22 protein-coding genes are annotated in these 23,060 nt (G+C 72.8%); 11 read left to right on the forward strand and 11 right to left on the reverse strand.

The window, feature by feature from the left end; all coding sequences use genetic code 11:
• Positions 1–99: 99 nt before the first annotated feature.
• Positions 100–1,764, reverse strand: coding sequence for a urocanate hydratase (gene hutU, locus ACIQJT_RS36045; RefSeq protein ID WP_402649954.1), 1,665 nt, complete (start codon positions 1,762–1,764; stop codon positions 100–102).
• 123 nt (positions 1,765–1,887) lie between these two features.
• On the opposite strand from hutU, the gene ACIQJT_RS36050 reads away from it, so the two are divergent.
• From ACIQJT_RS36050 to ACIQJT_RS36070, 5 genes are all read left to right on the forward strand, one after another.
• Positions 1,888–3,294, forward strand: coding sequence for a diaminopimelate decarboxylase (locus tag ACIQJT_RS36050; RefSeq protein ID WP_402649955.1), 1,407 nt, complete (start codon positions 1,888–1,890; stop codon positions 3,292–3,294).
• Between the two features lie 169 nt (positions 3,295–3,463).
• On the forward strand, positions 3,464–3,907 hold the full coding sequence (locus ACIQJT_RS36055) for a hypothetical protein (RefSeq protein ID WP_402649956.1): 444 nt from the start codon (positions 3,464–3,466) through the stop codon (positions 3,905–3,907).
• Positions 3,904–4,857, forward strand: a complete 954-nt coding sequence (locus ACIQJT_RS36060; RefSeq protein ID WP_402649957.1) for a hypothetical protein — start codon at positions 3,904–3,906, stop codon at positions 4,855–4,857. The genes ACIQJT_RS36055 and ACIQJT_RS36060 overlap by 4 nt, the downstream gene beginning before the upstream one ends.
• A gap of 34 nt (positions 4,858–4,891) precedes the next feature.
• Positions 4,892–5,413: a roadblock/LC7 domain-containing protein gene (locus ACIQJT_RS36065; RefSeq protein ID WP_402649958.1), complete on the forward strand. Its 522-nt coding sequence runs from the start codon at positions 4,892–4,894 to the stop codon at positions 5,411–5,413.
• 20 nt (positions 5,414–5,433) lie between these two features.
• Positions 5,434–5,808: a hypothetical protein gene (locus ACIQJT_RS36070; protein WP_365451780.1), complete on the forward strand. Its 375-nt coding sequence runs from the start codon at positions 5,434–5,436 to the stop codon at positions 5,806–5,808.
• A gap of 37 nt (positions 5,809–5,845) precedes the next feature.
• Here ACIQJT_RS36070 and ACIQJT_RS36075 read toward each other — a convergent pair whose 3' ends face one another.
• The 3 genes from ACIQJT_RS36075 to ACIQJT_RS36085 form a co-directional block, all read right to left on the reverse strand.
• Positions 5,846–6,439, reverse strand: a complete 594-nt coding sequence (locus tag ACIQJT_RS36075) for a hypothetical protein (protein WP_402649959.1) — start codon at positions 6,437–6,439, stop codon at positions 5,846–5,848.
• A gap of 84 nt (positions 6,440–6,523) precedes the next feature.
• Entirely contained in the window at positions 6,524–7,375 is an 852-nt protein-coding gene (locus tag ACIQJT_RS36080; protein ID WP_402650019.1) for a MurR/RpiR family transcriptional regulator, read from the reverse strand.
• Between the two features lie 5 nt (positions 7,376–7,380).
• Positions 7,381–8,925: an aromatic amino acid ammonia-lyase gene (locus ACIQJT_RS36085; protein WP_402649960.1), complete on the reverse strand. Its 1,545-nt coding sequence runs from the start codon at positions 8,923–8,925 to the stop codon at positions 7,381–7,383.
• A gap of 201 nt (positions 8,926–9,126) precedes the next feature.
• On the opposite strand from ACIQJT_RS36085, the gene ACIQJT_RS36090 reads away from it, so the two are divergent.
• Positions 9,127–9,558: a hypothetical protein gene (locus ACIQJT_RS36090; RefSeq protein ID WP_402650020.1), complete on the forward strand. Its 432-nt coding sequence runs from the start codon at positions 9,127–9,129 to the stop codon at positions 9,556–9,558.
• 8 nt (positions 9,559–9,566) lie between these two features.
• Here the strand turns inward: ACIQJT_RS36090 and ACIQJT_RS36095 are convergent, their stop codons facing one another.
• Positions 9,567–10,331: an SDR family oxidoreductase gene (locus tag ACIQJT_RS36095; RefSeq protein WP_402649961.1), complete on the reverse strand. Its 765-nt coding sequence runs from the start codon at positions 10,329–10,331 to the stop codon at positions 9,567–9,569.
• 151 nt (positions 10,332–10,482) lie between these two features.
• On the opposite strand from ACIQJT_RS36095, the gene ACIQJT_RS36100 reads away from it, so the two are divergent.
• The gene (locus tag ACIQJT_RS36100; protein ID WP_402649962.1) at positions 10,483–11,337 is read left to right on the forward strand and encodes a helix-turn-helix transcriptional regulator; all 855 of its coding nucleotides are present in this window, start codon (positions 10,483–10,485) and stop codon (positions 11,335–11,337) included.
• A gap of 338 nt (positions 11,338–11,675) precedes the next feature.
• Here ACIQJT_RS36100 and ACIQJT_RS36105 read toward each other — a convergent pair whose 3' ends face one another.
• On the reverse strand, positions 11,676–13,064 hold the full coding sequence (locus ACIQJT_RS36105) for a cystathionine beta-synthase (protein ID WP_053852639.1): 1,389 nt from the start codon (positions 13,062–13,064) through the stop codon (positions 11,676–11,678).
• 162 nt (positions 13,065–13,226) lie between these two features.
• Here ACIQJT_RS36105 and ACIQJT_RS36110 point away from each other — a divergent pair, with 162 nt between their 5' ends.
• From ACIQJT_RS36110 to ACIQJT_RS36120, 3 genes are all read left to right on the forward strand, one after another.
• Complete coding sequence (locus ACIQJT_RS36110; protein ID WP_365451790.1) at positions 13,227–14,279, forward strand: SGNH/GDSL hydrolase family protein; 1,053 nt, start codon at positions 13,227–13,229, stop codon at positions 14,277–14,279.
• 231 nt (positions 14,280–14,510) lie between these two features.
• Positions 14,511–15,731: an acetyl-CoA C-acetyltransferase gene (locus ACIQJT_RS36115; protein WP_402649963.1), complete on the forward strand. Its 1,221-nt coding sequence runs from the start codon at positions 14,511–14,513 to the stop codon at positions 15,729–15,731.
• A gap of 285 nt (positions 15,732–16,016) precedes the next feature.
• Positions 16,017–16,799 (forward strand): hypothetical protein, encoded by a 783-nt coding sequence (locus ACIQJT_RS36120; RefSeq protein WP_365452546.1) that lies wholly within the window; start codon positions 16,017–16,019, stop codon positions 16,797–16,799.
• A 15-nt stretch (positions 16,800–16,814) separates the two neighbouring features.
• Here the strand turns inward: ACIQJT_RS36120 and ACIQJT_RS36125 are convergent, their stop codons facing one another.
• Positions 16,815–17,126: a hypothetical protein gene (locus tag ACIQJT_RS36125; protein ID WP_402649964.1), complete on the reverse strand. Its 312-nt coding sequence runs from the start codon at positions 17,124–17,126 to the stop codon at positions 16,815–16,817.
• 104 nt (positions 17,127–17,230) lie between these two features.
• On the opposite strand from ACIQJT_RS36125, the gene ACIQJT_RS36130 reads away from it, so the two are divergent.
• Positions 17,231–17,461, forward strand: a complete 231-nt coding sequence (locus ACIQJT_RS36130; protein ID WP_020120819.1) for a DUF4287 domain-containing protein — start codon at positions 17,231–17,233, stop codon at positions 17,459–17,461.
• A gap of 62 nt (positions 17,462–17,523) precedes the next feature.
• Here the strand turns inward: ACIQJT_RS36130 and ACIQJT_RS36135 are convergent, their stop codons facing one another.
• The 4 genes from ACIQJT_RS36135 to ACIQJT_RS36150 all read right to left on the reverse strand — a co-directional run bounded on the left by ACIQJT_RS36135 (position 17,524) and on the right by ACIQJT_RS36150 (position 22,866).
• Complete coding sequence (locus tag ACIQJT_RS36135) at positions 17,524–18,408, reverse strand: Bax inhibitor-1/YccA family protein (protein ID WP_402649965.1); 885 nt, start codon at positions 18,406–18,408, stop codon at positions 17,524–17,526.
• Between the two features lie 147 nt (positions 18,409–18,555).
• Positions 18,556–19,731 carry a 4-hydroxybenzoate 3-monooxygenase gene (locus ACIQJT_RS36140; protein ID WP_402649966.1) on the reverse strand — a complete coding sequence of 392 codons (1,176 nt, stop codon included), beginning with the start codon at positions 19,729–19,731 and terminating at the stop codon, positions 18,556–18,558.
• A gap of 151 nt (positions 19,732–19,882) precedes the next feature.
• The gene (locus ACIQJT_RS36145) at positions 19,883–20,560 is read right to left on the reverse strand and encodes a hypothetical protein (RefSeq protein WP_402649967.1); all 678 of its coding nucleotides are present in this window, start codon (positions 20,558–20,560) and stop codon (positions 19,883–19,885) included.
• Positions 20,561–20,937: 377 nt separating this feature from the next.
• Positions 20,938–22,866, reverse strand: a complete 1,929-nt coding sequence (locus ACIQJT_RS36150) for a hypothetical protein (RefSeq protein ID WP_402649968.1) — start codon at positions 22,864–22,866, stop codon at positions 20,938–20,940.
• Positions 22,867–23,060 lie beyond the last annotated feature (194 nt).

The raw sequence follows: 23,060 nt of genomic DNA on the forward strand, positions 1-23,060 counted from the left end.
CACCCGGCTCGGGCCGTCCGTCCTCCCGAGCCGCGCCCGGCCCCGATCCCGCGGGCGGCGTCGGGTCCGCCGCCCGCACCGGGGAGTCGCCGCGTCGCCTCACGCCGGGTCACCCTCGCGCATCGGGACCCGCACGCCCCGCTCGTCGGCGACGGCCTCCGCGATGTCGTACCCGGCGTCCACATGACGGATGACGCCCATGCCGGGGTCGTTCGTCAGCACGCGCCGGACCTTCTCGCCGCCCAGTCGCGTGCCGTCGGCCACCGTCACCTGTCCGGCGTGGATGGACCGCCCCATGCCGACGCCGCCGCCGTGGTGGAGGGAGACCCAGGAGGCGCCCGAGGCCACGTTGACCATCGCGTTCAGCAGCGGCCAGTCGGCGATCGCGTCGGACCCGTCGAGCATGCCCTCGGTCTCCCGGTAGGGGGAGGCGACGGACCCGGCGTCCAGGTGGTCCCGCCCGATCGCCAGCGGTGCCGCCAGCTCCCCGCTCGCCACCATGTCGTTGAAGCGCTCACCGGCCTTGTCGCGCTCGCCGTACCCGAGCCAGCAGATGCGCGCGGGCAGGCCCTGGAAGTGCACCCGTTCCCCGGCCATCCTGATCCAGCGGGCCAGGGACTCGTTCTCCGGGAACAGGTCGAGGATCGCCTTGTCGGTCTTGGCGATGTCGGACGCCTCGCCCGACAGTGCGGCCCAGCGGAAGGGGCCCTTGCCCTCGCAGAACAGGGGGCGGATGTAGGCGGGGACGAACCCGGGGAAGGCGAACGCCCGGTCGTACCCGGCGAGTCGGGCCTCGCCGCGGATCGAGTTGCCGTAGTCGAAGACCTCGGCGCCGGCGTCCATGAAGCCGACCATGGCCTCGACGTGCCGGGCCATCGACTCACGGGCGCGGGTGGTGAAGCCGGCGGGATCCTTGGCCGCCGCGTCCGCCATGTCCTCGAAGGCCATCCCGGCCGGCAGGTACGCCAGCGGGTCGTGCGCCGAGGTCTGGTCGGTGACGATGTCGACGGGCGCGCCTTCCGCGAGCATGCGCGGCAACAGCTCGGCGGCGTTGCCCAGCAGGCCGATGGAGAGCGGGCGGCGGGCGTCACGAGCCTCGACGGCGAGCTGGAGGGCGTGCTCCAGGCTGTCGGCCTTCACGTCCAGGTAGCGGTGCTCGATGCGCCGCTCGATGGCGCGGGGGTCGCAGTCGATGCAGATGGCCACGCCGTCGTTCATGGTGACCGCGAGGGGCTGGGCGCCGCCCATGCCGCCGAGGCCGGCGGTGAGGGTGATCGTCCCGGCGAGGGTGCCGCCGAACTTCTTCGCGGCGACGGCCGAGAAGGTCTCGTAGGTGCCCTGGAGGATGCCCTGGGTGCCGATGTAGATCCAGGAGCCGGCGGTCATCTGGCCGTACATGGTCAGACCGAGGGCCTCCAGGCGGCGGAACTCCTCCCAGTTGGCCCAGTCGCCGACGAGGTTGGAGTTGGCGATCAGGACGCGCGGCGCCCACTCGTGGGTCTGCATGACGCCGACGGGACGGCCGGACTGCACCAGCATGGTCTCGTCCTGCTTGAGGGTGCGCAGGGTGCGGACCATGGCGTCGAAGGAGCGCCAGTCACGGGCGGCCTTGCCGGTGCCGCCGTAGACGACGAGCTTGTCGGGGTGCTCGGCGACCTCGGGGTCCAGGTTGTTCTGCAGCATCCGCAGGGCGGCTTCCTGCTGCCATCCCAGGGCGCTCAGTTCCGTACCGCGCGGCGCTCGGACGGGGCGGGGTCCTGACATGGTCTGCCTCCTGCGGCTCTGCTGCGGATTGTTGACGTCGATATTCACATCTTGGCTTCCTGAATAGAACTAGTCAATACGTTCTCGCGTCAGCCTCCACAGGGCAGGAATGTTTCGCTGGACATGCGAGACGCGAACGAGGACGGGACGGCAGACGTGGTGGACGAGTACGGCAACACCGGCGAGGAGCGGGCCGCCCGCCGGGACGAGGCGGTGCGCGCGGCCGTGGAGCAGGGCCTGCTGGGGCCGGACTCCCCCATCGTGGGGCTGCTCGACGCCACCGGCATCCGGGAGTCGGCGGCGGAGCTCCGCGCGGCCTTCGACGAGGTCACCGCGCCGGGCACGCCGGTGCTGCACGCCTTCGCGGTGAAGGCGAGCCCGCTGGTACCGGTGCTGCGGCTGCTGCGCGAGGAGGGCATCGGCGCGGAGGTGGCGAGCCCGGGCGAACTCGCGCTGGCGCGGGCGGCGGGCCTGTCGCCGGCCATGACGGTCCTGGACTCGCCCGCCAAGACCCCGGCCGAGCTCAGGGAGGCGCTGGCGCTGGGGATCGCCGTCAACGCGGACAACCCGCAGGAGCTGGACCGCCTGGACGGCCTCATGCGGTCGGCCGTGAGCCGCTCCCCGCTCGGCATCCGGGTCAACCCGCAGGTCGGCGGCGGCACCATCGGGGCGACCTCCACGGCCACGGCGACCTCGAAGTTCGGGGTGGCGCTGCGGGACGAGGGGGCGCGCGAGTGGGTGGTGCGCGCCTACCTCGACCGGCCCTGGCTCTCCCGGCTGCACGCCCACACCGGCTCGCAGGGCATCCCGCTCTCCCTGATGACCCAGGGGGTCGCGGAGACCTACGCGCTGGCCGAGGAGATCAACCGGCGCATCGGGCGGCCGCAGATCGACACGATCGACATCGGCGGCGGGCTGCCGGTGAACTTCGCCTCGGACGCGACGACACCGACGTACAGCGCGTACGCGCGGGCGCTCAGGGAGGCGGTGCCGGGGCTGTTCGACGGGCGGTACGGGCTGGTCACCGAGTTCGGCCGGTCGCTGCTGGCCAAGCACGGCACCGTCGTGGCCCGGGTGGAGTACGCCAAGACGGCGGGCGGGCGGCGGGTCGCGGTGACGCACGCGGGCGTGCAGGTGGCGACGCGGACGGTGTACGCACCGGAGTCGTGGCCGCTGCGGATCGCGGTGTACGACGGCAAGGGACGGCCCAAGAGCGGGCCCGAGGAGGTGCAGGACGTGGCGGGTCCGGCCTGCTTCTCGGGCGACCTGCTCGCCGAGGGGCGCACGCTGCCGCGGCTCGACCAGGGCGACTACGCGGCGGCGCTGGACACCGGCGCGTACTACTTCGCGCACCACTACGCCTACAACTCGCTGGCCCGGCCGGGCATCTACGGTTTCGCCCCCGACCCGGCCGGGGGCGTCCGCTTCGCCACCGTGCGGGACCCCCAGACGCTCGCCTCGATCGTGGCCGAATCCGGAGGGGCGCACGCCGGTGCGCTCACCACCCTGCGCACACCTGGGAGCCGTTGACACGCCCCGGCGCATCCGTCGATCAATGTGCCCGTGAACAAGGCAAGTTGACCCACTCTAGCCACTCGGAGCATGTTCCACCGGAAAATGCCAGATCCCTCACTCCTCGCGCACACGTTGCGTAGTTTCGGCGTCACTCAGCCGAACCCCAGGCGGGAGGGGAGCCACGGTGCAGGGAATCGACGAGTGCCTGCTGGAAGCCATGCGACTGCCGGGCGCGCGAGGGGCCGCCCTGGTCGACTGGACGAGCGGGCTGGCCCTGGGTGCCGTGGGGGAATCCCCCGGCGGCGACCAGGAGGCGGCCGCCGCGGAGGCGGCCGAGCTCGCCCGGCTCGCCGCCGAGCAGCGCGCCTTCGCCTCCGCGGGCTCCGAAGCGGCCGGGGGCGCCGGCGGCCTCGGCGGCTCATCGGCAGGGTCCGCGGGGGACGGGACCGAGCCGCCGGTCGAGGACCTCATCCTCAGCAACCGGGACAGCTACCACGTGCTGCGGTTCGTGCCGACGTCCTTCGACAGCAGCGTCTTCCTGCACCTGTGGCTGACCCGCGCGGAGGGCAACCTCGCGCTGGCCCGGATCCGGCTCGGTGAGATGGCCGGACGGCTGGAGCTCGGATGACGACGGTGCGCACCACGCCCGCCACCCCGCCGCCCCGGCTGCCGGTGCGCGACAAGGCGGCCGCCCTGGGCCGCGGCTGGGGCGGAGTCTCGCCGATGCTGACCCGGCTGGCCGCCGAGCGGGCCACCGGCGTCCTGGTGCGCGAGCGCGGCACCCTGCACCTGGCCGACGGCCAGGTGGTGCACGCCGAGAGCCCGGCCGCTCCCGGCGCCGACGTCCTCCTCGCCGCCCACGGCACGCTGGACGCCGACGTCTGGCGGCAGGCCCTGGCCGAGAGCGTCGCGAGCACCGGGAGCGCCGGCACCGGGGCCCGCCGCCTCACCGGCGCCGAGGCCGTGCACCGGGCGGGCCGCCGGCTGGTCGCGGGCGGGCTGCTCACCCCCGGCGCCCTGGAGATGTGCCGGCTGACCGCGCTGTACGACGCGGCGTACTTCGCCCTCGCCCCGAGCAGCACCCCGGGCCGCTTCCGCTACGGCGGCGAGGACGGCCCCGACGAACCCGGCGGCCTGTCGTCCCGGGAACCCGAGGGCACGCCCGGCGTCCCGCGCCCCGTGCCGGTCGCCGACCTGGAGCGCGAGACCCTGCGCCGCCGGGACCTGCTGCACCGCATCTGGCCGGACGCCCTGCCCGACGAGGTGCCGCTGACCCGGGAGCACCGTCCCGCGGCCCCGTCCCTCCCGGCCCGGCGGCAGGCGGTGCTGGCCCGCGTGGACGGCGTCCGCACGGCGTCGGAGATCGCCCGCGAGCTGGGCCGCCCGGCCTTCCACACCCTGGTGGACGTACGGCGGCTGGTGGCGGCCGGGGTGGTCTCGCCCTGCCCGCCGCCGTCGTTCACCGAGCCCGAGCCGCTGCCCGTGCCCGGTCCGCCGGGCGCCGGTCTCCCCGTCGAGCCGGTCGATCCCCACATCACCTTGCTGAAGAGGCTCAGGGATGCGCTGGAGGCCCTTTGAACGGCAGCGGACCCGCGCCGAGAGGAGAGACCTGATGGCAGCGGTTCAGGACGCGATCCTGGAGGAGCTGCGCCGGCTCAGAGCCCGGGTGCCCCAGCTCACCGGCGCCCTCGCGGCCGACACCGACGGTCTCGTCCTGGCCCAGGACACCCCCGGCGTCGATCCGCAGACCGTGGCCGCGCTCACCGGCACCACCCGGGCGCTCGCCGCCCAGCTCGCCGACGAGACCGGCCAGGGGGACCTGCGCGAACTGCTCGTGCGGGGCGTGTACGGCTACGTCGCCACGTACGCGGCGGGCGCCGGGGCCGTCGTCACGCTGCTCGCACAGGACCGGGTGAACGTCGGCCGCCTCCATCTGGAGGGCCGTCGGGCGGGCGCCCGGATAGCGGAGCTCGTCGACAGCGCGGTCACCGAGCCCACCGAAGCCATCACGAAGGCGCCCGCGAAGCCCGCTCCGGCCCGTGCCAGAGCGGCCCGCACGTCCCGGGCGAAGCCCGTGGACTCCCGCGCCGCGGCCACCGCACCGACGGCGGCCCGCACCACCACCGAAAGTTAGACAACCGAGGAGACACAGTCATGGCCAACACCGAAACCGCGCTCAAGGAGGCCCTCGCCTCCATCGAGGGCGCCACCGGCGTGGCGCTCGTCGATTACACCAGCGGCATGGCGCTCGGCACCATGGGCGGCAGCAAGGGCTTCGACCTGAACGTGGCCGCCGCCGGCAACACCGACGTGGTCCGCGCGAAGATGCGCACGATGGAGCACCTCGGCCTCAAGGCCCAGATCGAGGACATCCTGATCACCCTGTCCGACCAGTACCACCTGATCCGCCTGATCAGCGGACGCGGGGGCAACGGCCTCTTCCTCTACCTGGTCCTGGACGCCAAGCGGTCCAACCTCGCGATGGCCCGCCACCAGCTCAGGCAGATCGAGAACGACCTGGAGGTGTGACCGGACCCCTCCGGGCCCGACCGGCCCTGAACGGGTCCTAGACCAGTGCCGCGGTGCGGCGGCGCGCTCCTCCCGGGGCCGCGTCGCCCGCCGCGACACCCGTGCTGCGGTACGCCTTGACCGCCTTGCCGGCCGGGCGTCCGCCGTTCCCGGCGAGCCAGTCGACCCGCACCCACAGCAGCACGTCCTCGGCCCGCTCCAGCCGCCCGAGCCAGGCGGCCTTCAGCCACAGGCCGACAGCGCACCCGGCGAGCAGCATGCCGCCCGCGACGGGCACCGCGAACGAACTCAGCAGCGCGACCAGCCAGGCCAGCAGCAGCCACCAGCGGTGCCCGCGGCGCCAGTTGCGCACACTGACCGCCCGGTCCTGGAGCACGTCGTGCTTTCCCGCGCGTGCGGCGGCCCGCCCCAGCGTCCGGTAGCGCCGGCGGCGGCCGTACGCCACCACGGCGACCGCCACGACGAACAGCGCCGCGCCCGCCATCACCCCGATCCGGCGCCCGGTCAGCCCCGGGATCAGCAGTCCGACGCCCGCCGCGAACACCCCGAGCCACCACAGGGGTGCGGCCCCTGCGCGCACCACGACGGCCACCCGAGCCAGCCCCTGAGCCCTGCGATCTGCGCGTGCCACGTCCCGCCTCCTTGTCGTCCTGGCACTGTCCTGCCGGTCGGGGAGGGTAGCGGGCGAATGTGAGACCAGTCTGAAAAAAGCGCCCTACTCCACGAAGAGTCCGCGGGCCGCGGCCCGCGCGTCGAACTCCTCCAGGCGGGCCTGCGCGTCCGGCAGGTCGTCGCACATCGCCTCGAGGAGCACCCGGCCGAGCAGCATCGGCGCGCAGGCGGTGTCGAAGGCGAGGCCGGTGCCGACGGCGGCGGGCAGCAGCAGGTCGGAGACCTTGGCCACCGGGGCGAAGGCGGAGTCGGCGACCGTGACGACGCTCAGGCCCGCCTGCCTGGCGTAGGCGAGGGTGTCGACGACCTCGCGGGGGTGCCGGGGCAGCGCGAAGCACAGCAGGGTGGAGGCGCCCGCGCGGACGGCGGCGTCGATCCGGTCCTGGATCATCGTGCCGCCCTCGTGGAGCAGCCGTACGTCCGGATGGACCTTGGCGGCGAAGTAGGCGAAGCCGTACGCCTGGGAGGCCGCGGCCCGCAGCCCGAGCACCGGCAGCGGGCGGGAGGCGGCGAGCAGCCGGCCCGCCTTCTGCACCGGGCGCGGGTCGGCGAGGGCCTCCGCCAGGTGCCTGAGGTTCTCGATCTCCGCCTCGACGGCCTGCTGGTACTCGTTGTACGACGCGGAGGCGGCCGTCTGCTCGGCGGGCGCGACCTCCCGCAGGTGCCGGCGCAGGGCGGGGTAGCCGTCGAAGCCGAGGGCGACGGCGAAGCGGGTGACGGAGGGCTGGCTGACCCCGGCCAGCTCGGCGAGCTCGACGCTGGACAGGAACGGCACGTCGGCGGCGCGCCGCACCATGCTGTGCGCGATGCGCCGCTGGGTCGGTGTGAGCCGGTGCCCCTCGAACAGTGTCTGAAGCCGTCCCGCGGGAGTGTCCGCCCCACCCGCCACGCCCATGTCGCTCATGCCTCGCTCCCCCTCCAGATGTCCGTGAACCGGTCGAGCAGCGCGGCCGCGGCCGTCACGTCGCCCGTGAGCGGCCGGTCGGCCGGGTCCGCCGCCAGCACCGCCTCGGCGAGTTCCAGCGCACGGCCCACCGGGAGCCCGGGGTCGGGCCGGAGGTCGCGCTGGCGCAGCGCCCGGACGGCGGCGACGAGTTCGCAGCCGACGACGAGACGGTACGCGCCGCACGCGCGCAGTGTCTGACGGGCGGCGAGCGAGGCGAAGCTGGCCTGTTCCTCGACGCCCCGGGAGAGTACAGCGTGGCCGAGCGAGGCGGGCGCGGAGAAGGCCCGCAGGTCGCCGAGGGCGGCTCCGGCGGCGTACTCCAGGATCATCACGCCGGAGGAGGCGGGCTCGTGGTCGGCGAGGAAGGGTCTGAGGCGGGTGAAGGCGGGCTCGTTGAGCGTGGAGAGCCGGGACGTGGACAGCCGGGCGACCTGGGTGAGGGCGAGCCTGAAGTGGTCCAGCGCGAGGGCGAGTTGGGCCTGGTAGAAGCCGCCGTGGTGGTAGGCGGCCATGTCCTCGGGGGAGATGAGGGGGTTCTCGGCGGCCGCGTTGATCTCGATCGTGAGGACCTCCTCCAGGGCGTCGGCGGCGTCCTGGGCGGGTCCGTGGATCTGGGGCAGGCAGCGGAAGCCGTACGGGTCCTGGATCCTTCCGAGGGGCGGGGTGGGCCGGTCCTCCGCCCCGATCAACTCCCGCATCCGCCGCGCCACTTCGGCGGAGCCGCGGTGCGGGCGGGCCGCGTGCACGGGAGCGGCGTACGCCTCGTGCGACCCGTCCACGGCCAGCAGTGACAGCGCCCCGACGACCTGCGTGGCCTCGACCAGCCCGCGCAGTTCGTGCAGGGCGAGGGCGGCCTGCCCGAGCGTGAGGGCGTTGCTGCTGATGAAGGCGAGCGCGTCGTTGTTGTCGAGGGGCTGGGGCTCGGGGGCGGCCACGCCGGAGCGCACCCCGGCGTCGTCGGGCCCCCGCCAGGGATGCTCCCCCGCCAGTGCCAGTCCCGCCTGGGCCAGCGCCGCGATGTCGCCCGTCCCCACCGAGCCGAACTCGTTGACGACCGGGTGAGCGCCGCTCTCCAGGGCCTCGCACAGGGCCGTGACGACGGTGGGCCGCAGTCCCGCGCCGCCCGCCAGGAGCTGGTTGGCCCGTATCGCGAGCATCGCGCGGACCTGCCGGGCGGGCAGTTCCGCGCCGATCGCGCCGGCGTGGCTGCGCAGCAGCCGCAGACCGTGCTCGGCCGCCGCCTCGGTGGGCACGTCCTCGTTCCGGTTCGCGCCGACCCCGGTCGAGCGGCCGTAGACGCGGCCGGTCGCGGCGATCTGCCGGGCGGCGTCCCAGGACTCCGTCACCCGCTTCATCGCGTCGGTCCCGGGCACGGCTCGCGCGCTCCCGTCGGCGAGGCGGACGACGTCCGCAACACCGAGCCCGATCCCGTCGAGGACCACCAGACCGGTGTGCCCGGCGGTGACGGGATCCGGCGCGTCCATGATCCGAGACGACATCACGCCCAAGCTCCCCTCACACGGACACCGAACCGTTGCCAACATATTCAACTCACGAGAACTCTGCATGCCGCTATGCAGCCGGGCAAGAGACGTCTCATGATGCGGTGCGGCGCCCTGCGACGGACCCCCGCAGCAACAGGGGGGCTAACCCCAGTGCAGGGTGCGTTCCCGCTGCCTAGCGTGGATCCCATGACCGGAATGGATGCGCGGGACCCCGAGCTCAAGAAGGAACTCGACGCCACCTTGCAGGCCCGCAGGGAACTGGGCGAGGAGTACGAGTCCGCGCTGGTCGACTCGTTCCTGGAGAAGGTCGACCAGCGGATCGACGGTGCCGTGGACCGCCGCCTGCGCCGGCAGCTCGCGGAGCAGCAGATGGTGACGGCCCGCGGAGCCCGCTCCCCGAAGCCCACCGACTCCTTCGGCGAGCGCTTCGGCTTCGGGATCGTCTCCCTGGTGCTGGCCATCCCGCTCTCCGCGATCGGCGGCGGCATCGGCCACCTGCCCGGCCTGCTGGTCTCCTGGGTCGGCATCGTCGGCGTCAACGCCTTCCAGGCCCTGCGCGTCAACCCGGACCTCTTCCGCGGCCGGCGCGCGAAGCCGTCCTCCCAGAGCGGCGACTGGGAGGCCTGACCCGGCGCTCACACCTGCCCGGTCGGCAGCACCATGACCTGGCGCAGGTTGACGTGCCGGGGCCGGCTGGTGACGTAGGCGACGAGGTCGGCGACTTCCGCGGCCGCCAGTGTGCCCATCGCCTCGGCCATCCCGCCGACCTGCTCCCGCAGCCCGTCGTTCTCGATGTGCGTGGCCAGTTCGGACTCCGTCAGCCCCGGCTCGATGTTGGTGACCCGCACGCCCTGCGGCCCGAACTCGTTCCTCAGCAGTGCCGACAGATGGGTGACCGCGGCCTTCGTCGCCCCGTACACGGCGTAGTTGGTGAAGCCGGTGATGTGCGCGCCGATGGACGAGACGTTCACCAGGTCCGCGCTGCGCCCCTGCGCGGCCGCCGCGTTCAGGTCGCCGGCGAGGGCGCCGATGACGCGCAGGACTCCGGTGACATTGGTGTCGATCATCCGCTGCCACTCGTCGACGCGGGCGTCCGCGATCGGGTTCGGCAGCATCACGCCCGCGTTGTTCACGACCAGGTCGACGTTCCCGTAAGCCGCGTGGACGCTCTCCACGGCGGCGGCCACGGACGCGTCGTCGGTGACGTCGGCGACCACCGCCAGCGCCTGTCCGCCCTCGGCCCGGATCTTCCCGGCGACCGCCTCCAGCCGCTCCCCGCGCCGGGCGAGCAGCGCGACCCGCGCCCCCCGCTCGGCCAGCAGGACGGCCGTGGCCTCGCCGATGCCGCTCGCCGCCCCGGTGACGACGGCGGTACGTCCGGCCAGATTCTCGTACGACATCGATGTGCTCCTCGGTGCGATGCGGGCCGGGGCGACTCCCCGGCCTCGTCCACCACCCTGCGGCGTCCGGGCCGCCCTACCCAGGGATGCGCTTTTCCTGGGTCTGCCAGTACCAGGTTCGGCACCCGCCGCCTCGCCTACGATCGAACCCATGGACGGGGACCTCGGAGATTTCCTGCGCTCGCGCCGCGCCCGCATCCGGCCCGAGGAGGTGGGGCTGCCCTCGCACGGGCGGCGCCGCGTGCCCGGTCTGCGCCGGGAGGAGGTGGCGCAGTTGGCCGGAGTGAGCGTCGACTACTACATCCGGCTGGAGCAGGGCAGAGGACCCGGCGGCCCCTCCCGGACCAAGTCCGGCGGAGTGTCCGACGCCGTCCTGGACGCCGTCGCGCGCGTGCTGCGCCTGGACGAGACCGAACGCGCGTACCTCCACGCGGTGGCCCGTCCCCGCAGACAGGCCCGGCGTCCGGACCGGCCCCGCGTCCGCCCGGCCGTCCAGCTCATGATCGACGCCATGGACCGCAGCCCGGCCTTCGTCCTGGACCGCCGGATGACCGTCCTGGCCTGGAACCCGGTGGCCGACGCGGTGTTCGGCTACAGCCGTGCGACGGACGAGGCACGCAGCATCCCGCGGTACGTCTTCCTCGACCCCGCCGCCCGTGACTTCTACCCGGAGTGGCCGGCGGTGGCCGCCCAGAGCGTGGCCCATCTGCGCATCCTGGCGGCCCACCACCAGGAGGACCGCGAACTGACCTCGCTGGTCGGTGAACTCTCCCTCAAGAGCGAGGACTTCCGCCGCCTGTGGGCCGACCACCAGGTCAAGGAGTGCGCCTACGGGGTGAAGCGGCTCCAGCACCCGGTGGCGGGCCTGCTCGTCTTCCCGTACGAGACCCTCACCATCCCGGGGGACGGCGACCAGAGCCTGCTCGTCTACACCCCGGAACCGGGGTCGGAGACGGAGGAGCGGCTGGCCCTGCTGGGCAGCTGGGCATCGAGCCCCGCCCGCTGAGACCGCCCGGGAAAAGGGATATCGCGGGGACCGCCGCACCCCCGTGAACGGGGGGCGGGACGACGGCGGTCCCCGCGAGGGACGTCGACCGGGTCAGGCCAGGTCTCACGTCCGGCGTCCATGGAGGTCCGGGAGCCGCTCCGGAGGTCCTTGGACGTTCGGCGCCGGCCGGGGCGGGGAGCCGCTCCCGCCCTGCCGACATCCACCAATGTGCCGGACGCGTGTTAAGCGTGTGCTGCGCGGACGTGACGCCCTCGTACCAGTTCCGCGAAGTCCACCCTTTCGGTAGGAAACCGCAAGTCCGGCGCCGGCACCCGGTGTTCACCGGACGTTTGCCGTCACTTCCCGCCCTTGGCGAGGAAGGCCAGCAGGTCCTGGCGGCTGATGACCCCGGTGGGCTTGCCCTCCACGAGGACGATCGCCGCGTCCGCCGCGCCGAGGACCGACATCAGGTCGCCGACCGGTTCGCCGGAGCCGACCTGGGGCAGCGGGGCCGACATGTGCTTCTCCAGCGGGTCCTCCAGCGAGGCCCGCTTGGCGAACAGGGCGTCGAGCAGCTCGCGTTCGACGACCGAGCCGACGACCTCCGCGGCCATCACGTCCGGGTGACCCGCGCCCGGCTTGACGATCGGCATCTGCGAGACGCCGTACTCCCGCAGGACCTCGATGGCCTCGCCGACCGTCTCGTCCGGGTGCATGTGGACGAGGGAGGGGATGGCGCCGTGCACCTTGTCGCTGAGGACGTCGGCGACGCGGGCGCTGGGGCCCTCGTCCTCCAGGAAGCCGTAGTCGGCCATCCACTCGTCGTTGAAGATCTTCGAGAGGTAGCCGCGTCCGCTGTCCGGGAGCAGGACCACCACGACGCCGTTCTCGTCCAGGCGTTCGGCGACCCGCAGGGCCGCGACGACCGCCATGCCGCAGGAGCCGCCCACCAGCAGGCCCTCCTCCTTGGCGAGGCGGCGGGTCATCTGGAAGGAGTCCTTGTCGGAGACGGCGACGATCTCGTCGGCGACGGTCCGGTCGTAGGCGGTCGGCCAGAAGTCCTCACCGACGCCCTCGACCAGGTAGGGGCGGCCGGAGCCGCCGGAGTAGACCGAGCCCTCCGGGTCGGCGCCGATGACCTTGACCTTGCCGTCGCTGGCGTCCTTCAGGTACCGGCCGGTGCCGGAGATGGTCCCGCCCGTGCCCACGCCCGCCACGAAGTGGGTGATCCTCCCCTCCGTCTGCTCCCACAGCTCGGGGCCGGTGGAGTGATAGTGGGAGAGCGGGTTGTTGGGGTTGGAGTACTGGTCGGGCTTCCACGCGCCGGGCGTCTCGCGCACCAGCCGGTCGGAGACGTTGTAGTACGAGTCCGGGTGCTCCGGGTCGACGGCGGTCGGGCAGACCACGACCTCGGCGCCGTACGCCCGCAGCACGTTGATCTTGTCCGTGGACACCTTGTCGGGGCACACGAAGATGCACTTGTACCCCTTCTGCTGCGCCACGATGGCGAGCCCCACCCCGGTGTTGCCGCTGGTCGGCTCGACGATCGTGCCCCCGGGCTTCAGCGCCCCGCTCTCCTCCGCCGCCTCGATCATGCGCAGGGCGATGCGGTCCTTCACGGAGCCGCCGGGGTTGAAGTACTCGACCTTGGCCAGGACGGTCGCCTTGATGCCCTTGGTCACGCTGTTGAGCCTCACCAGCGGGGTGTTGCCGACGAGGCTGATCATCGAGTCGTGGAATTGCACCGTTGTCTCCGGATGCTTGCAAAAGAAGTGGTCCTAGTGGTCCAGCCAGCCTATGGCCTGTTCGGGCGCCATGACGGTCGTTCACTCCCCGTTGGGATTGGGCCACGGTCCGTGCGGGGCAAGGAGTGGGTGTAGCGGGTACGACGGAGGTGGCGGCGACGTATGACGAGCATGTCGAGGGCGAGGACGGCCAGGCGGATCGCGGCCGGCGCGGCGTACGGCGGCGGCGGGATCGGTCTGGTCGGCGCGGCGGCCATGGGTCTGCTGCTGGCGGAGGTGCGGCTGGCCAGACGGCAGGTGGGCAACGGCACGGCGCCGCACGTCCCGCAGGCCGAGGGCCGGTACGGCCATGTGTACGCGGCCGCGGGCGAGCCGCCCCTGCGTCTGACGATGCTGGGCGACTCCACGGCCGCCGGGCAGGGGGTGCACCGGGCGGGCCAGACACCGGGTGCGCTGCTGGCGTCCGGGCTGGCGGCGGTGGCGGAACGCCCGGTGGAACTCCGCAACGTCGCCCTCCCCGGGGCCACCTCGGACGACCTGGACCGCCAGGTGGCGCTGACGCTGGCGGACCCCGAGCCGGTCCCCGACATCTGCGTGATCATGATCGGCGCGAACGACGTCACCCACCGGATGCCGGCCACGCGGTCGGTGCGCCACCTCTCCTCGGCGGTACGGCGGCTGCGCACGGCCGGTGCCGAGGTCGTCGTCGGCACCTGTCCCGACCTGGGCACGATCGAGCCGGTCCAGCAGCCGCTGCGGTGGCTGGCACGCCGGGCCTCGCGCCAGCTGGCCGCCGCGCAGACGATCGGCGCGGTGGAGCAGGGCGGCCGTACGGTGTCGCTGGGCGACCTGCTGGGCCCGGAGTTCGAGGCGAACCCGCGCGAGCTGTTCGGCCCCGACAACTACCACCCCTCGGCGGAGGGCTACGCGACCGCGGCGATGGCGGTGCTGCCGACGGTGTGCGCGGCCCTGGGCCTGTGGCCGGCCGACGAGGACCGCCCGGACGTCTCCCGCCGCGAGGGCTTCCTGCCGGTGGCCCGCGCCGCGGCGGAGGCCGCCTCGGAGGCGGGCACGGAGGTCGCGGCGGCGATGCCGACGGGCCCGACGGGACCCTGGGCCCTGCTCAAGCGCAGGCGGAGGCAGCGGGTCCGGGCGACGGAACCGAATCCTGCGGTGAATGCCGGTCCAGGCGATTCCAGCCCGTCCGGCGTCTGAGGACGAGGCCCTTCGGGCCGATGGGGGTCTGGGGACGGATGGGGGTCTGGGGACGCAGCTCCCAGGAATCGCACCCCCACCGGCCCGCGGCCGTGTCGGCTCAGCCGCCGCAGGCCCAAGCAAGCGCTTAGACATAGGTCACACCGCCGCCCCCGTGACCCAGGCCATACGTACGGGTAACTTCCCAAGGAGCCCAGTCGGAAGAAACCCCCGTACGCCCATGGAGCCGTGATGCCCGAAGCCGTGATCGTCTCGACCGCCCGCTCCCCCATCGGCCGCGCCGTCAAGGGCTCGCTCAAGGACCTGCGCCCCGACGACCTCACCGCCACGATCATCCAGGCCGCTCTCGCCAAGATCCCCGAGCTGGACCCGCGCGACATCGACGACCTGATGCTCGGCTGTGGCCTGCCCGGCGGCGAGCAGGGCTACAACCTGGGCCGCATCGTGGCCGTGCAGATGGGCATGGACCACCTGCCGGGCTGCACGATCACCCGTTACTGCTCCTCCTCGCTCCAGACCAGCCGCATGGCCCTGCACGCCATCAAGGCCGGCGAGGGCGACGTCTTCATCTCGGCCGGTGTCGAGATGGTCTCCCGCTACGCCAAGGGCAGCTCGGACGGCCTCCCGGACACCACCAACCCGATCTTCGCCGAGGCCCAGGCCCGCACCGCGGCCACCGCCGCCTCCGAGGGCTCGACCTGGCACGACCCGCGCGAGGACGGCCTGCTCCCCGACCCGTACATCGCGATGGGCCAGACCGCCGAGAACCTGGCCCGTCTCAAGGGCGTCACCCGCCAGGACATGGACGAGTTCGGCGTCCGCTCGCAGAACCTCGCCGAGGAAGCCATCAAGAGCGGCTTCTGGGAGCGCGAGATCACCCCGGTCACGCTCCCCGACGGCACCGTGGTCAGCAAGGACGACGGCCCCCGCGCCGGAGTCACCCTGGAGGGCGTCCAGGGCCTGAAGCCGGTCTTCCGCCCCGACGGCCTGGTCACCGCCGGCAACTGCTGCCCCCTCAACGACGGTGCCGCCGCGGTCGTGATCATGTCCGACACCAAGGCGCGCGAGCTCGGCCTGACCCCGCTCGCCCGCATCGTGTCGACCGGCGTCTCCGGCCTGTCCCCCGAGATCATGGGTCTCGGCCCGGTGGACGCCTCCAACCAGGCGCTGCGCCGCGCCGGTCTCACGATCGACGACATCGACCTGGTCGAGATCAACGAGGCGTTCGCCGCCCAGGTGATCCCCTCCTACCGCGACCTGAACATCCCGCTGGAGAAGCTGAACGTCAACGGCGGTGCCATCGCCGTCGGCCACCCCTTCGGCATGACCGGCGCCCGCATCACCGGCACGCTCATCAACTCCCTCCAGTTCCACGACAAGCAGTTCGGTCTGGAGACCATGTGCGTGGGCGGCGGTCAGGGCATGGCGATGGTCATCGAGCGCCTGAGCTAGCCTCAACTCTCCGTGTCCGCACGGGAACCCAGCGTCACTCTTTGGCCCAGAACCGGCGAAACTCCAAGGTTCTGGGCCGATTTGTGATCCAATCTCCCCCAGGATGTGACCTATCTCCCTTCGCAGAGGGATCTGTGCAGCTCAGGGCCGTTTCACCACCAACCCCCGGACCCAAAGTCCTGTCCGATTCGTGACGTTACGCACTGACAGCGGGATAGTCCGCCCTTCAAGCTGATGTAGGAAGTCGGGGGTCGACTTTGAACCGGGAGTACGTCAGTGAGCGCCATGCCGATCGCCTTGCTGGTCACCACGGCCGCCACGGGCGCCGTGGGCGTCGCCGTCCTGCGCACCCTCTTGGTGCTGCGCCGACAGGTCGCCGCCCTGCACACCGAGCTCGCCAGGAACACCACCACGCCCGCGCGGGGTCTCGTGCCGGCCGCTCGTCCCGCCGCTGACGTCGACGAGATACGCGCCGCCGTGGCCGAGGCCCTCGCCGAGGAACGCGAGCGCGAGCTCGCCGAGGCGCGGGCCTTCTGGGCCGCCCAGGAGTCCCGTGACGCCTCCGACGCGCCCTCGCTGCTCGGCCTGCCCGACAGCGAGCTGTTCCTGCCCCGGCAGGCCGATTTCGTGGGCCTGGAGCCGCTGGAGCCGGTCTCGGAGCCCTCGGCCGAGGCCGATGAGTTCGCCGGCGACAGCCCGGAACTGGCCGCGGCCCGCCGCCGCCACCCCTCCCACCCGGACTTCGTGCCGGTCGGCTCACCCGCCGTGGGCGACCATGAGCGCACGGTGGCCACGCTGGAGGAACTGGCCGCGTCCGGCACCGAACTGGCCGACGTCCGCCCGGGTCCCCTCGGCACCCTCGACGTCTACGTCTTCGCGGACGGCACGACCCTGTGCATGACCCCGGGCCACCGCGAGACGGCCGAACGCCTGGCGGCCGCGCTGCGCGCGGGCGAGACCCCGGTCCTGCTGGGCGGCTCGGGCGTCTCGGGCGCGTACACGCTGACGTTCGCGTGCGGCGAGGAGAACGTCTACATCCTGGCCGACCGGGTCATAGCGTCCCTGTAGGCGTCCCGGCGGGAATCACACGCCGGCCCGCCGCTGGGCCTGCGCCACCAGCTCCAGCGCTTCCTCCACTTGGCCCTCGTCCGTCAGGACGAGGGCCAAGTCCTGCACGGCCACGGTGATTTGGTCGGCGGCGGCGAACATGCCCGCGTCCGGCATCTCGCGTAGCGGGGTTCCCGGCTCCTCCAGGACCTGCGTCCGGCGGGCGAACTCGCGGGCCAGTCCCAGCGCCTCGGCGGCCGCGCCCCGTTGCAGCCGGCTCTGCGGCGCGGCCCGCAGACGGTCGGCGAAGTGGTCCACAGCCCGGGTCAGACGCGAAGTATCAGCCACCGGGCAACCGTACGCGTCCCACCGGGACTGTTGCCAACAGGCGAACGCTCAGGCACGGTGACCTGAAGGACCGGCTTACATCCCCTTTGCGTCCGGAGGCGCCGATGTCCCACGTCCTCTCCGAGGAGACCCACCGCAACATGCTCGCCCGCATTCCCCACTGCACCGGTCGTGAAGTGTCCGACTGGCTCCGCACCGTCGACGAAGGCCCGGCCCTCTTCCGCTTCGAGGAGAAGGTGAGCTGGCTCCGCCACGAACACAACCTCGCGTACGGCCACGCCAAGGCGATCATCCACGAGTACGACCTGAGGAGGGCCGCGCGCAGGTACTTCTAGCCGCGCACACGGGAAAGGGCCCCGGGTGGGAACCCGGGGCCCTTTCACCTTCCGCGTGACTGCTAGTCGTTGCTGTTGAGGATCGCGACGAGCCGCAGGAACTCCATGTAGATCCACACCAGCGTCAGCGTGAGACCGAAGGCCGCCAGCCAGGCCTCCTCCTTCGGCGCGCCGTAGGCGATGCCGTCCTCGACCTGCTTGAAGTCGAGGGCGAGGAAGCACGCGCCGAGCAGGACGCCGATGACGCCGAACAGGATGCCGAGGCCGCCGCTGCGGAAGCCGAGACCGTCACCGCCGCCGAAGACGGCGAACAGCATGTTGACGACCATCAGCAGCAGGAAGCCGAGCGCGGCCGCCATCACGAAGCCGTAGAACCGGCGGTTGACGCGGATCCAGCCGGCCTTGTACGCCACCAGCACCGCGGCGAAGACCGCCAGGGTGCCGATCACGGCCTGCATGGCCGCGCCGCTCGCGATGCGGTTGTCGACGACGCTGGAGACCACGCCGAGGAACACGCCCTCGAACGCGGCGTACGACACGATCAGCGCGGGCGAGGCCGTGCGCTTGAAGGACTGCACGAGCGCCAGGACCATGCCGATCAGCGCGGCGCCGATGCCGATGCCGTACGAGCGGCCGATGTTGGCGTCGTCGACGGGCAGCAGCGCCCAGGCGAGGGCGGCCGTGACGATCAGTATGCCGAGGGTGGTGCCGGTGCGCATGACGACGTCGTCCATCGTCATCCGGCCGGTGGTCACCGGGGCCTGCGGCGGCGCGCCCTGCTGCTGGGCATAGGGGTTGGTCGCGTACGGGTTGCCCTGCGGCTGCGCGTAGGGGCTGGCCTGCGTGCCTACGGCTGCGCCCCCGGCCTGCGGCGCGGTGTTGAAGCCCGCGTAGCCGTTGTCGCGGCTGAACCCCCGTCGCGAGAAGACCGGGTTGCTGCTCCTCATTTCACTCCTCCATGGCCACCGTGTGTGGGCCTTGCCTCAAGAGTAATGGGTAGGCAAAGGAATGACCCTAGTGCTTGGGGAGGATCTTCCCTCGATGTCCTGCGCAACACGCTACGCGCACGCCTGATTCCCGGCGCCGGAGGGACCTCACCCGAAGGGGAAGCCGGTGTACCCCTCGGCGAGATCGGTCTCGGCGGCCCGCGATCCGGCGATCCGCTCCAGCCTGGCGAGCTGCATGCGGTCCTCGAAGGGAGTGGCGTCGGGCGCCCGGTGCAGCAGGCTCGTCATGTCGTAGGAGAACCGCTCGGCCTGCCACACCCGCCGCAGGCAGGTCTCGGAGTAGGCGTCGAGGCGCTCGGCCGAACCGGTCTCCTTCAGGTGCGTCAGTGCCCTCGCGAAGGTCACGACGTCCCCCACGGCGAGGTTGAGGCCCTTGGCGCCGGTGGGCGGGACGATGTGCGCCGCGTCGCCGGCCAGGAAGAGCCGCCCGTACCGCATGGGCTCGTGGACGTGGGAGCGCATGGGGGTGACGGACTTCTGGGTGATCGGACCCCGGTCCAGCTTCCAGTCGTCGTCCGTCTCGAAGCGCCGCTCCAGCTCGTCCCAGATCTCCTCGTCGCCCCAGCTCTCCGCCACCGTGCCGGTGGGGACCTGGAGGTAGAGGCGGGAGACGGACGGGGAGCGCATGGACAGCAGGGCGAAGCCGCGGTCGTGGCGGGCGTAGACGAGTTCGTCGTGCGAGGGCGGGACGTCGGCGAGGATGCCCAGCCAGGCGAAGGGGTACGTCCGCTCGAACACCCGGGTCAGTTCGGCGGGGATCGCCTTGCGCGCCACCCCCCAGAAGCCGTCGCAGCCGACCACGTACGCGCACTCCAGGACGTCCTCGCGGCCCTCGTGCCGGAAGCGGACGCGCGGGGTGTCGGTGTCGGCGCCCTCCACGGCCAGGGCCTCCGCCTCGAACAGCAGCGGGCCGCCGTCCTGGAGCTGGAGCGCGATGAGGTCCTTGCAGACCTCGGTCTGGGCGTAGACCATCACGGAGCGGCCGCCGGTGAGGGCGGGGAAGTCGACGCGGTGGCGCTTCCTGTCGTAGTGCAGTTCGATGCCGTCGTGCGGGAGTCCCTCGCGGTCCATGCGCTCCCCGGCGCCGGCCGCGCGCAGCACGTCGACCGTGCCCTGCTCCAGGATCCCGGCGCGCTGGCGCTGCTCGACGTAGGCGCGGTCGCGGCTCTCCAGGACGACCGAGTCGATGCCGGCGCGGTGGAGGAGCCGGGCGAGGAGGAGGCCGGCGGGGCCGGCTCCGATGATGCCGACGGTGGTACGCATCGGGCGTTCCCTTCGGAGACGACTGCGTTCGCACAGTGAAGTTCTCTTCACTTGAGTGTGCCGAGTCTGCGCCGAGGGTCTGCCGATGTCAACGGTCTCCGCGCGGCGGTCCGGCCCGCGGTGGCTTCCGCGGGCCGGACCGCCGGCCGGGTCAGCGGCCGGGCCAGCCGTCCAGGTGGCGGCGCATGGTGACGTCCTGCTGCGCGTCGCCCTTCGGCGCGCGGGCCACGGCGTCCTTGAGGACGGCGTCGACCTCGGCGGCGAGCGAGTCCGCCCGCGTGCGCAGGTCGGTCGCGGGGATGTCGGAGCGGGTCAGGGCGTCCAGCCGGCGGTGGATGTCGTCGAGCTGTCGGCGGTGGGCGGAGTCGAGGGTGAGCGGGGCGGGCGTGGACACCACGAACTGGTAGGCACCGGCCAGGGTCTGGCAGCCGGTGCAGCTCTTGTTGGTGGCGTCGCTGAGGTTCACCGCGTTCAGGCGGGTGTGCTCGCCCGCCACGGTGACGATCTGGAAGGACAGCGCGACCGACCGGCAGGCGTCGTCGGCGGTGCAGCCCGACGAGACGGCGTTGGCCTGGTTGCGCACGGATGCGGCGTTCACCTTCCCGAACTGCCGGATGGTGAACGAGTCCTTCTCCTCGGTGTGGTCGCGGCGGTCGGCGTGGCTGAAGACATGGTCCGAGGCGACGGCGACCTTGGCGGCGGTCCCGCCGGTGGCCGCCTGCGCCGGCACGGCGGTCGCCACACCGGCGACACCGGCGGCGAACAGCCCCACACGGACGGCACGGCGGGTGAGCGGGCTGGGGGTACGGGGTTTTCGGTGGCTGTTCAAGGGATCTCCCTGGGTGGATGGATGCGTACGGATGTGGGGGGCGGCGGAGACGGGCTGCGGAGGGCCCGGGGTGCGCACGGAACGGGGGCCCTCGGTGCGCACGAAGGCTGGGAGGAGGGCCGGGGTGGTGCGACGGATCACCTGCGGGTCCGGCGCCGGCCTGGCGGCCGTGGACGGGAGGACCGGGTGGACCGAGAACCCGGTGCACCCGGTGGACCCGGAGGACCCGGAGGACCCGGAGGACCCGGAGGACTCAGTGAGGGCCACGGTCCGCCGCTGCCCTCACCTCCCCTCCGCCCGCTACCGCCCGCCGTCCAGCCGTCTCCCCGTCCAGCCGTCTCTGCGCCCCGCCCTCTCCGGAAGCGGACGGCCGACCCTCAGGACGCCCCCGGCGAACCGCTGGCCGGTGGCGGGGAGGCCGTCTCGGTGGGTGACGCCGGGATGCTCTCCGACGGAGTCGGAGGCGTGGCGGGGGCCGAGGGGCCCGTGCCCGGTGACGACGGTTCCGGGCCCGCCGACGTGCCCTGCGTCGGGGAGGCCGGCCCGCGGGAGGAATCCCCGCCGGCCGGACCCCGGGCCGTCGCCGACGACGCCGGTGCCGAGGACACCGAGGCGCCGGAGGACGTGCCGGGCGAGGACGCGTCCGAGCCCGGGGAACGGCCCGCCGCCGTGGGCGCGACCGCGCCGGAGCCCGGGTCCGCCGGGTCGTCCGGGGTGTCCTCGTCCGAGGTCGAGGAGTCGCCGTCCGGAGTGGTGGCCTGCCGGGGCTGGGGCTCCTCCGTCGACACGCCGGGCTGGAGGATCGGCGCGATCGGGGGCTTCTTCGGGAGCGGCTGGGGCGTCAGCCCCGACGTCCACGCGTAGCTGAGCCCCGCCAGTCCGGCCAAGACCACCGCGCACAGCGCCACCCGCAGCCGGGGCCGCCCCGCCGTGGACCGCTTCGCGGCCCGCAGGAGTCGTCCGCCGATCTTCACGGAGAGGTAGACGACACCGCCCATGGGGATCAGCAGCATCAGACAGCCCAGCACCCCGACGAGCCCCTCGACGACCTGGCCGTCCGCGAAGGCCGCGCCGGTGCCGGAGAACTGCTCGACCATGGACCGGGTCATCGTGGCGATGATCCGCGGCAGGTTCCACAGCGCGTAGCCCATCTCGCCGATGATCAGCGGCACCATGGTGAGCACCCACGTGGCCACGATGGTCCGCGCCGACTTCTTCAGCCCGGCGACCTCCTTGCGGGCCGCCCGCCCCTTCCTGCCCGGCACCAGTCCGAGCAGGATCGGCTTGATCTTGCCGTAGAGGTCGGGGACCCCGGCGAGGTCACCGAGGATGTAGTAGCCGTCCAGGCGTACCGCCGGCATCAGCTGTTCGAGGATCTCGAAGTGCCCGAGGTACACCGCGGCCAGGAAGAAGGGCTCCCCCGTGGCGAAGTACAGCCCGGCCATGCCGAGCATGAAGACCACGTTGAAGTAGACCCCGCCCAGATCTGTCCTGATCCGGCCGCCGCGTCCGATCCGGTACACGTCCGTCACATCCGTGTACATCGACGGCCAGATGAGGAAGATCCCGCAGCCGATGCACCCGGGCCGGGCGCCCCCGTACCGGCACGCGGACGCGTGGCCGAACTCGTGGAAGACGAGCGAGGCCACGGTCAGGGCGAAGACGATCAGGATCAGCACCGGCTGGTCGAGGACCTCCAGGACCGGCTCGATCGCCCCGAAGAAACCGAACAGCCATACGTCCATGGCCACGGCCGCGAGCAGCACCGACGTGACCACGACCGGCCGGTGCAGCCAGGCGAACAGCCGGGCGATCCGGGCGGTGCGCCGCTCGTCGAAGATGACCCGGTGGCCCTTGAGGGCGAGCAGCAGGTCGGAGCGGGGTGCGTCGACCTCGTCGCTCTCCTGCCCCTCGGGGACCGTGACCCCGAGCGGTTCGAGCTTCTTCTCCACGAGGAAGCGGATGTTCTCGCCGCTGACCTCGCGGCCGAAGCGCGCGCTCACCCGGTGGGCGATGGACTCGGTGTCGCGTTCGCCGTCGACGGAGGACGCCACCAGGTACAGCAGCCGCGAGAGCTGTACGACCTGCCCGTCCCCCCGACGGGCGATGTACTTGGGCTCGGTGAAGCCCGATCCCTGGTACTCGCCGTGCAGTCGCAGTCCCGCGCTGAGCCGCGGCACGAGCCGCTGTTCGACGACCGGCAGGCTGCCCGTCGCCACCTGCTCGTACGTCACCGGCCAGCCGCCCGGCCCGGGCACCGGGCCCGGGTCGTACAGCGTCGGGGGCCCGTCTCCGAGCACTGTCATATGTGGTCTCCCCCCACGTCCTCCCCGTTTCCCCCCTTGCATGGCCGTGGGGGGGGGGGGGCCCCCCCGGGGGGGGGGGCCCCCCCCCCCCCCCGCGGGGGCCCCCCCCCCCCCGGGGGGGGGGGTGGGCGGGGCGGGGGGGGGGGGGGGCCGGGGGCGTCCCGCGGGGGGGCCCGGCCTCCTAGACCTGTAAT

This window comes from Streptomyces sp. NPDC091972 (assembly GCF_044756385.1).
GTDB lineage: Bacteria > Actinomycetota > Actinomycetes > Streptomycetales > Streptomycetaceae > Streptomyces.

Excerpts from the sequence above, each read along its gene's own strand:
- hutU (WP_402649954.1), bottom strand. The coding sequence starts at position 1,764 with ATGTCAGGACCCCGCCCCGTCCGAGCGCCGCGCGGTACGGAACTGAGC.
- ACIQJT_RS36050 (WP_402649955.1), top strand. The coding sequence starts at position 1,888 with ATGCGAGACGCGAACGAGGACGGGACGGCAGACGTGGTGGACGAGTAC.
- ACIQJT_RS36060 (WP_402649957.1), top strand. The coding sequence starts at position 3,904 with ATGACGACGGTGCGCACCACGCCCGCCACCCCGCCGCCCCGGCTGCCG.
- ACIQJT_RS36065 (WP_402649958.1), top strand. The coding sequence starts at position 4,892 with ATGGCAGCGGTTCAGGACGCGATCCTGGAGGAGCTGCGCCGGCTCAGA.
- ACIQJT_RS36070 (WP_365451780.1), top strand. The coding sequence starts at position 5,434 with ATGGCCAACACCGAAACCGCGCTCAAGGAGGCCCTCGCCTCCATCGAG.
- ACIQJT_RS36080 (WP_402650019.1), bottom strand. The coding sequence starts at position 7,375 with ATGGGCGTGGCGGGTGGGGCGGACACTCCCGCGGGACGGCTTCAGACA.
- ACIQJT_RS36085 (WP_402649960.1), bottom strand. The coding sequence starts at position 8,925 with ATGTCGTCTCGGATCATGGACGCGCCGGATCCCGTCACCGCCGGGCAC.
- ACIQJT_RS36090 (WP_402650020.1), top strand. The coding sequence starts at position 9,127 with ATGGATGCGCGGGACCCCGAGCTCAAGAAGGAACTCGACGCCACCTTG.
- ACIQJT_RS36095 (WP_402649961.1), bottom strand. The coding sequence starts at position 10,331 with ATGTCGTACGAGAATCTGGCCGGACGTACCGCCGTCGTCACCGGGGCG.
- ACIQJT_RS36100 (WP_402649962.1), top strand. The coding sequence starts at position 10,483 with ATGGACGGGGACCTCGGAGATTTCCTGCGCTCGCGCCGCGCCCGCATC.
- ACIQJT_RS36110 (WP_365451790.1), top strand. The coding sequence starts at position 13,227 with ATGACGAGCATGTCGAGGGCGAGGACGGCCAGGCGGATCGCGGCCGGC.
- ACIQJT_RS36115 (WP_402649963.1), top strand. The coding sequence starts at position 14,511 with ATGCCCGAAGCCGTGATCGTCTCGACCGCCCGCTCCCCCATCGGCCGC.
- ACIQJT_RS36120 (WP_365452546.1), top strand. The coding sequence starts at position 16,017 with ATGCCGATCGCCTTGCTGGTCACCACGGCCGCCACGGGCGCCGTGGGC.
- ACIQJT_RS36130 (WP_020120819.1), top strand. The coding sequence starts at position 17,231 with ATGTCCCACGTCCTCTCCGAGGAGACCCACCGCAACATGCTCGCCCGC.
- ACIQJT_RS36135 (WP_402649965.1), bottom strand. The coding sequence starts at position 18,408 with ATGAGGAGCAGCAACCCGGTCTTCTCGCGACGGGGGTTCAGCCGCGAC.
- ACIQJT_RS36140 (WP_402649966.1), bottom strand. The coding sequence starts at position 19,731 with ATGCGTACCACCGTCGGCATCATCGGAGCCGGCCCCGCCGGCCTCCTC.
- ACIQJT_RS36150 (WP_402649968.1), bottom strand. The coding sequence starts at position 22,866 with ATGACAGTGCTCGGAGACGGGCCCCCGACGCTGTACGACCCGGGCCCG.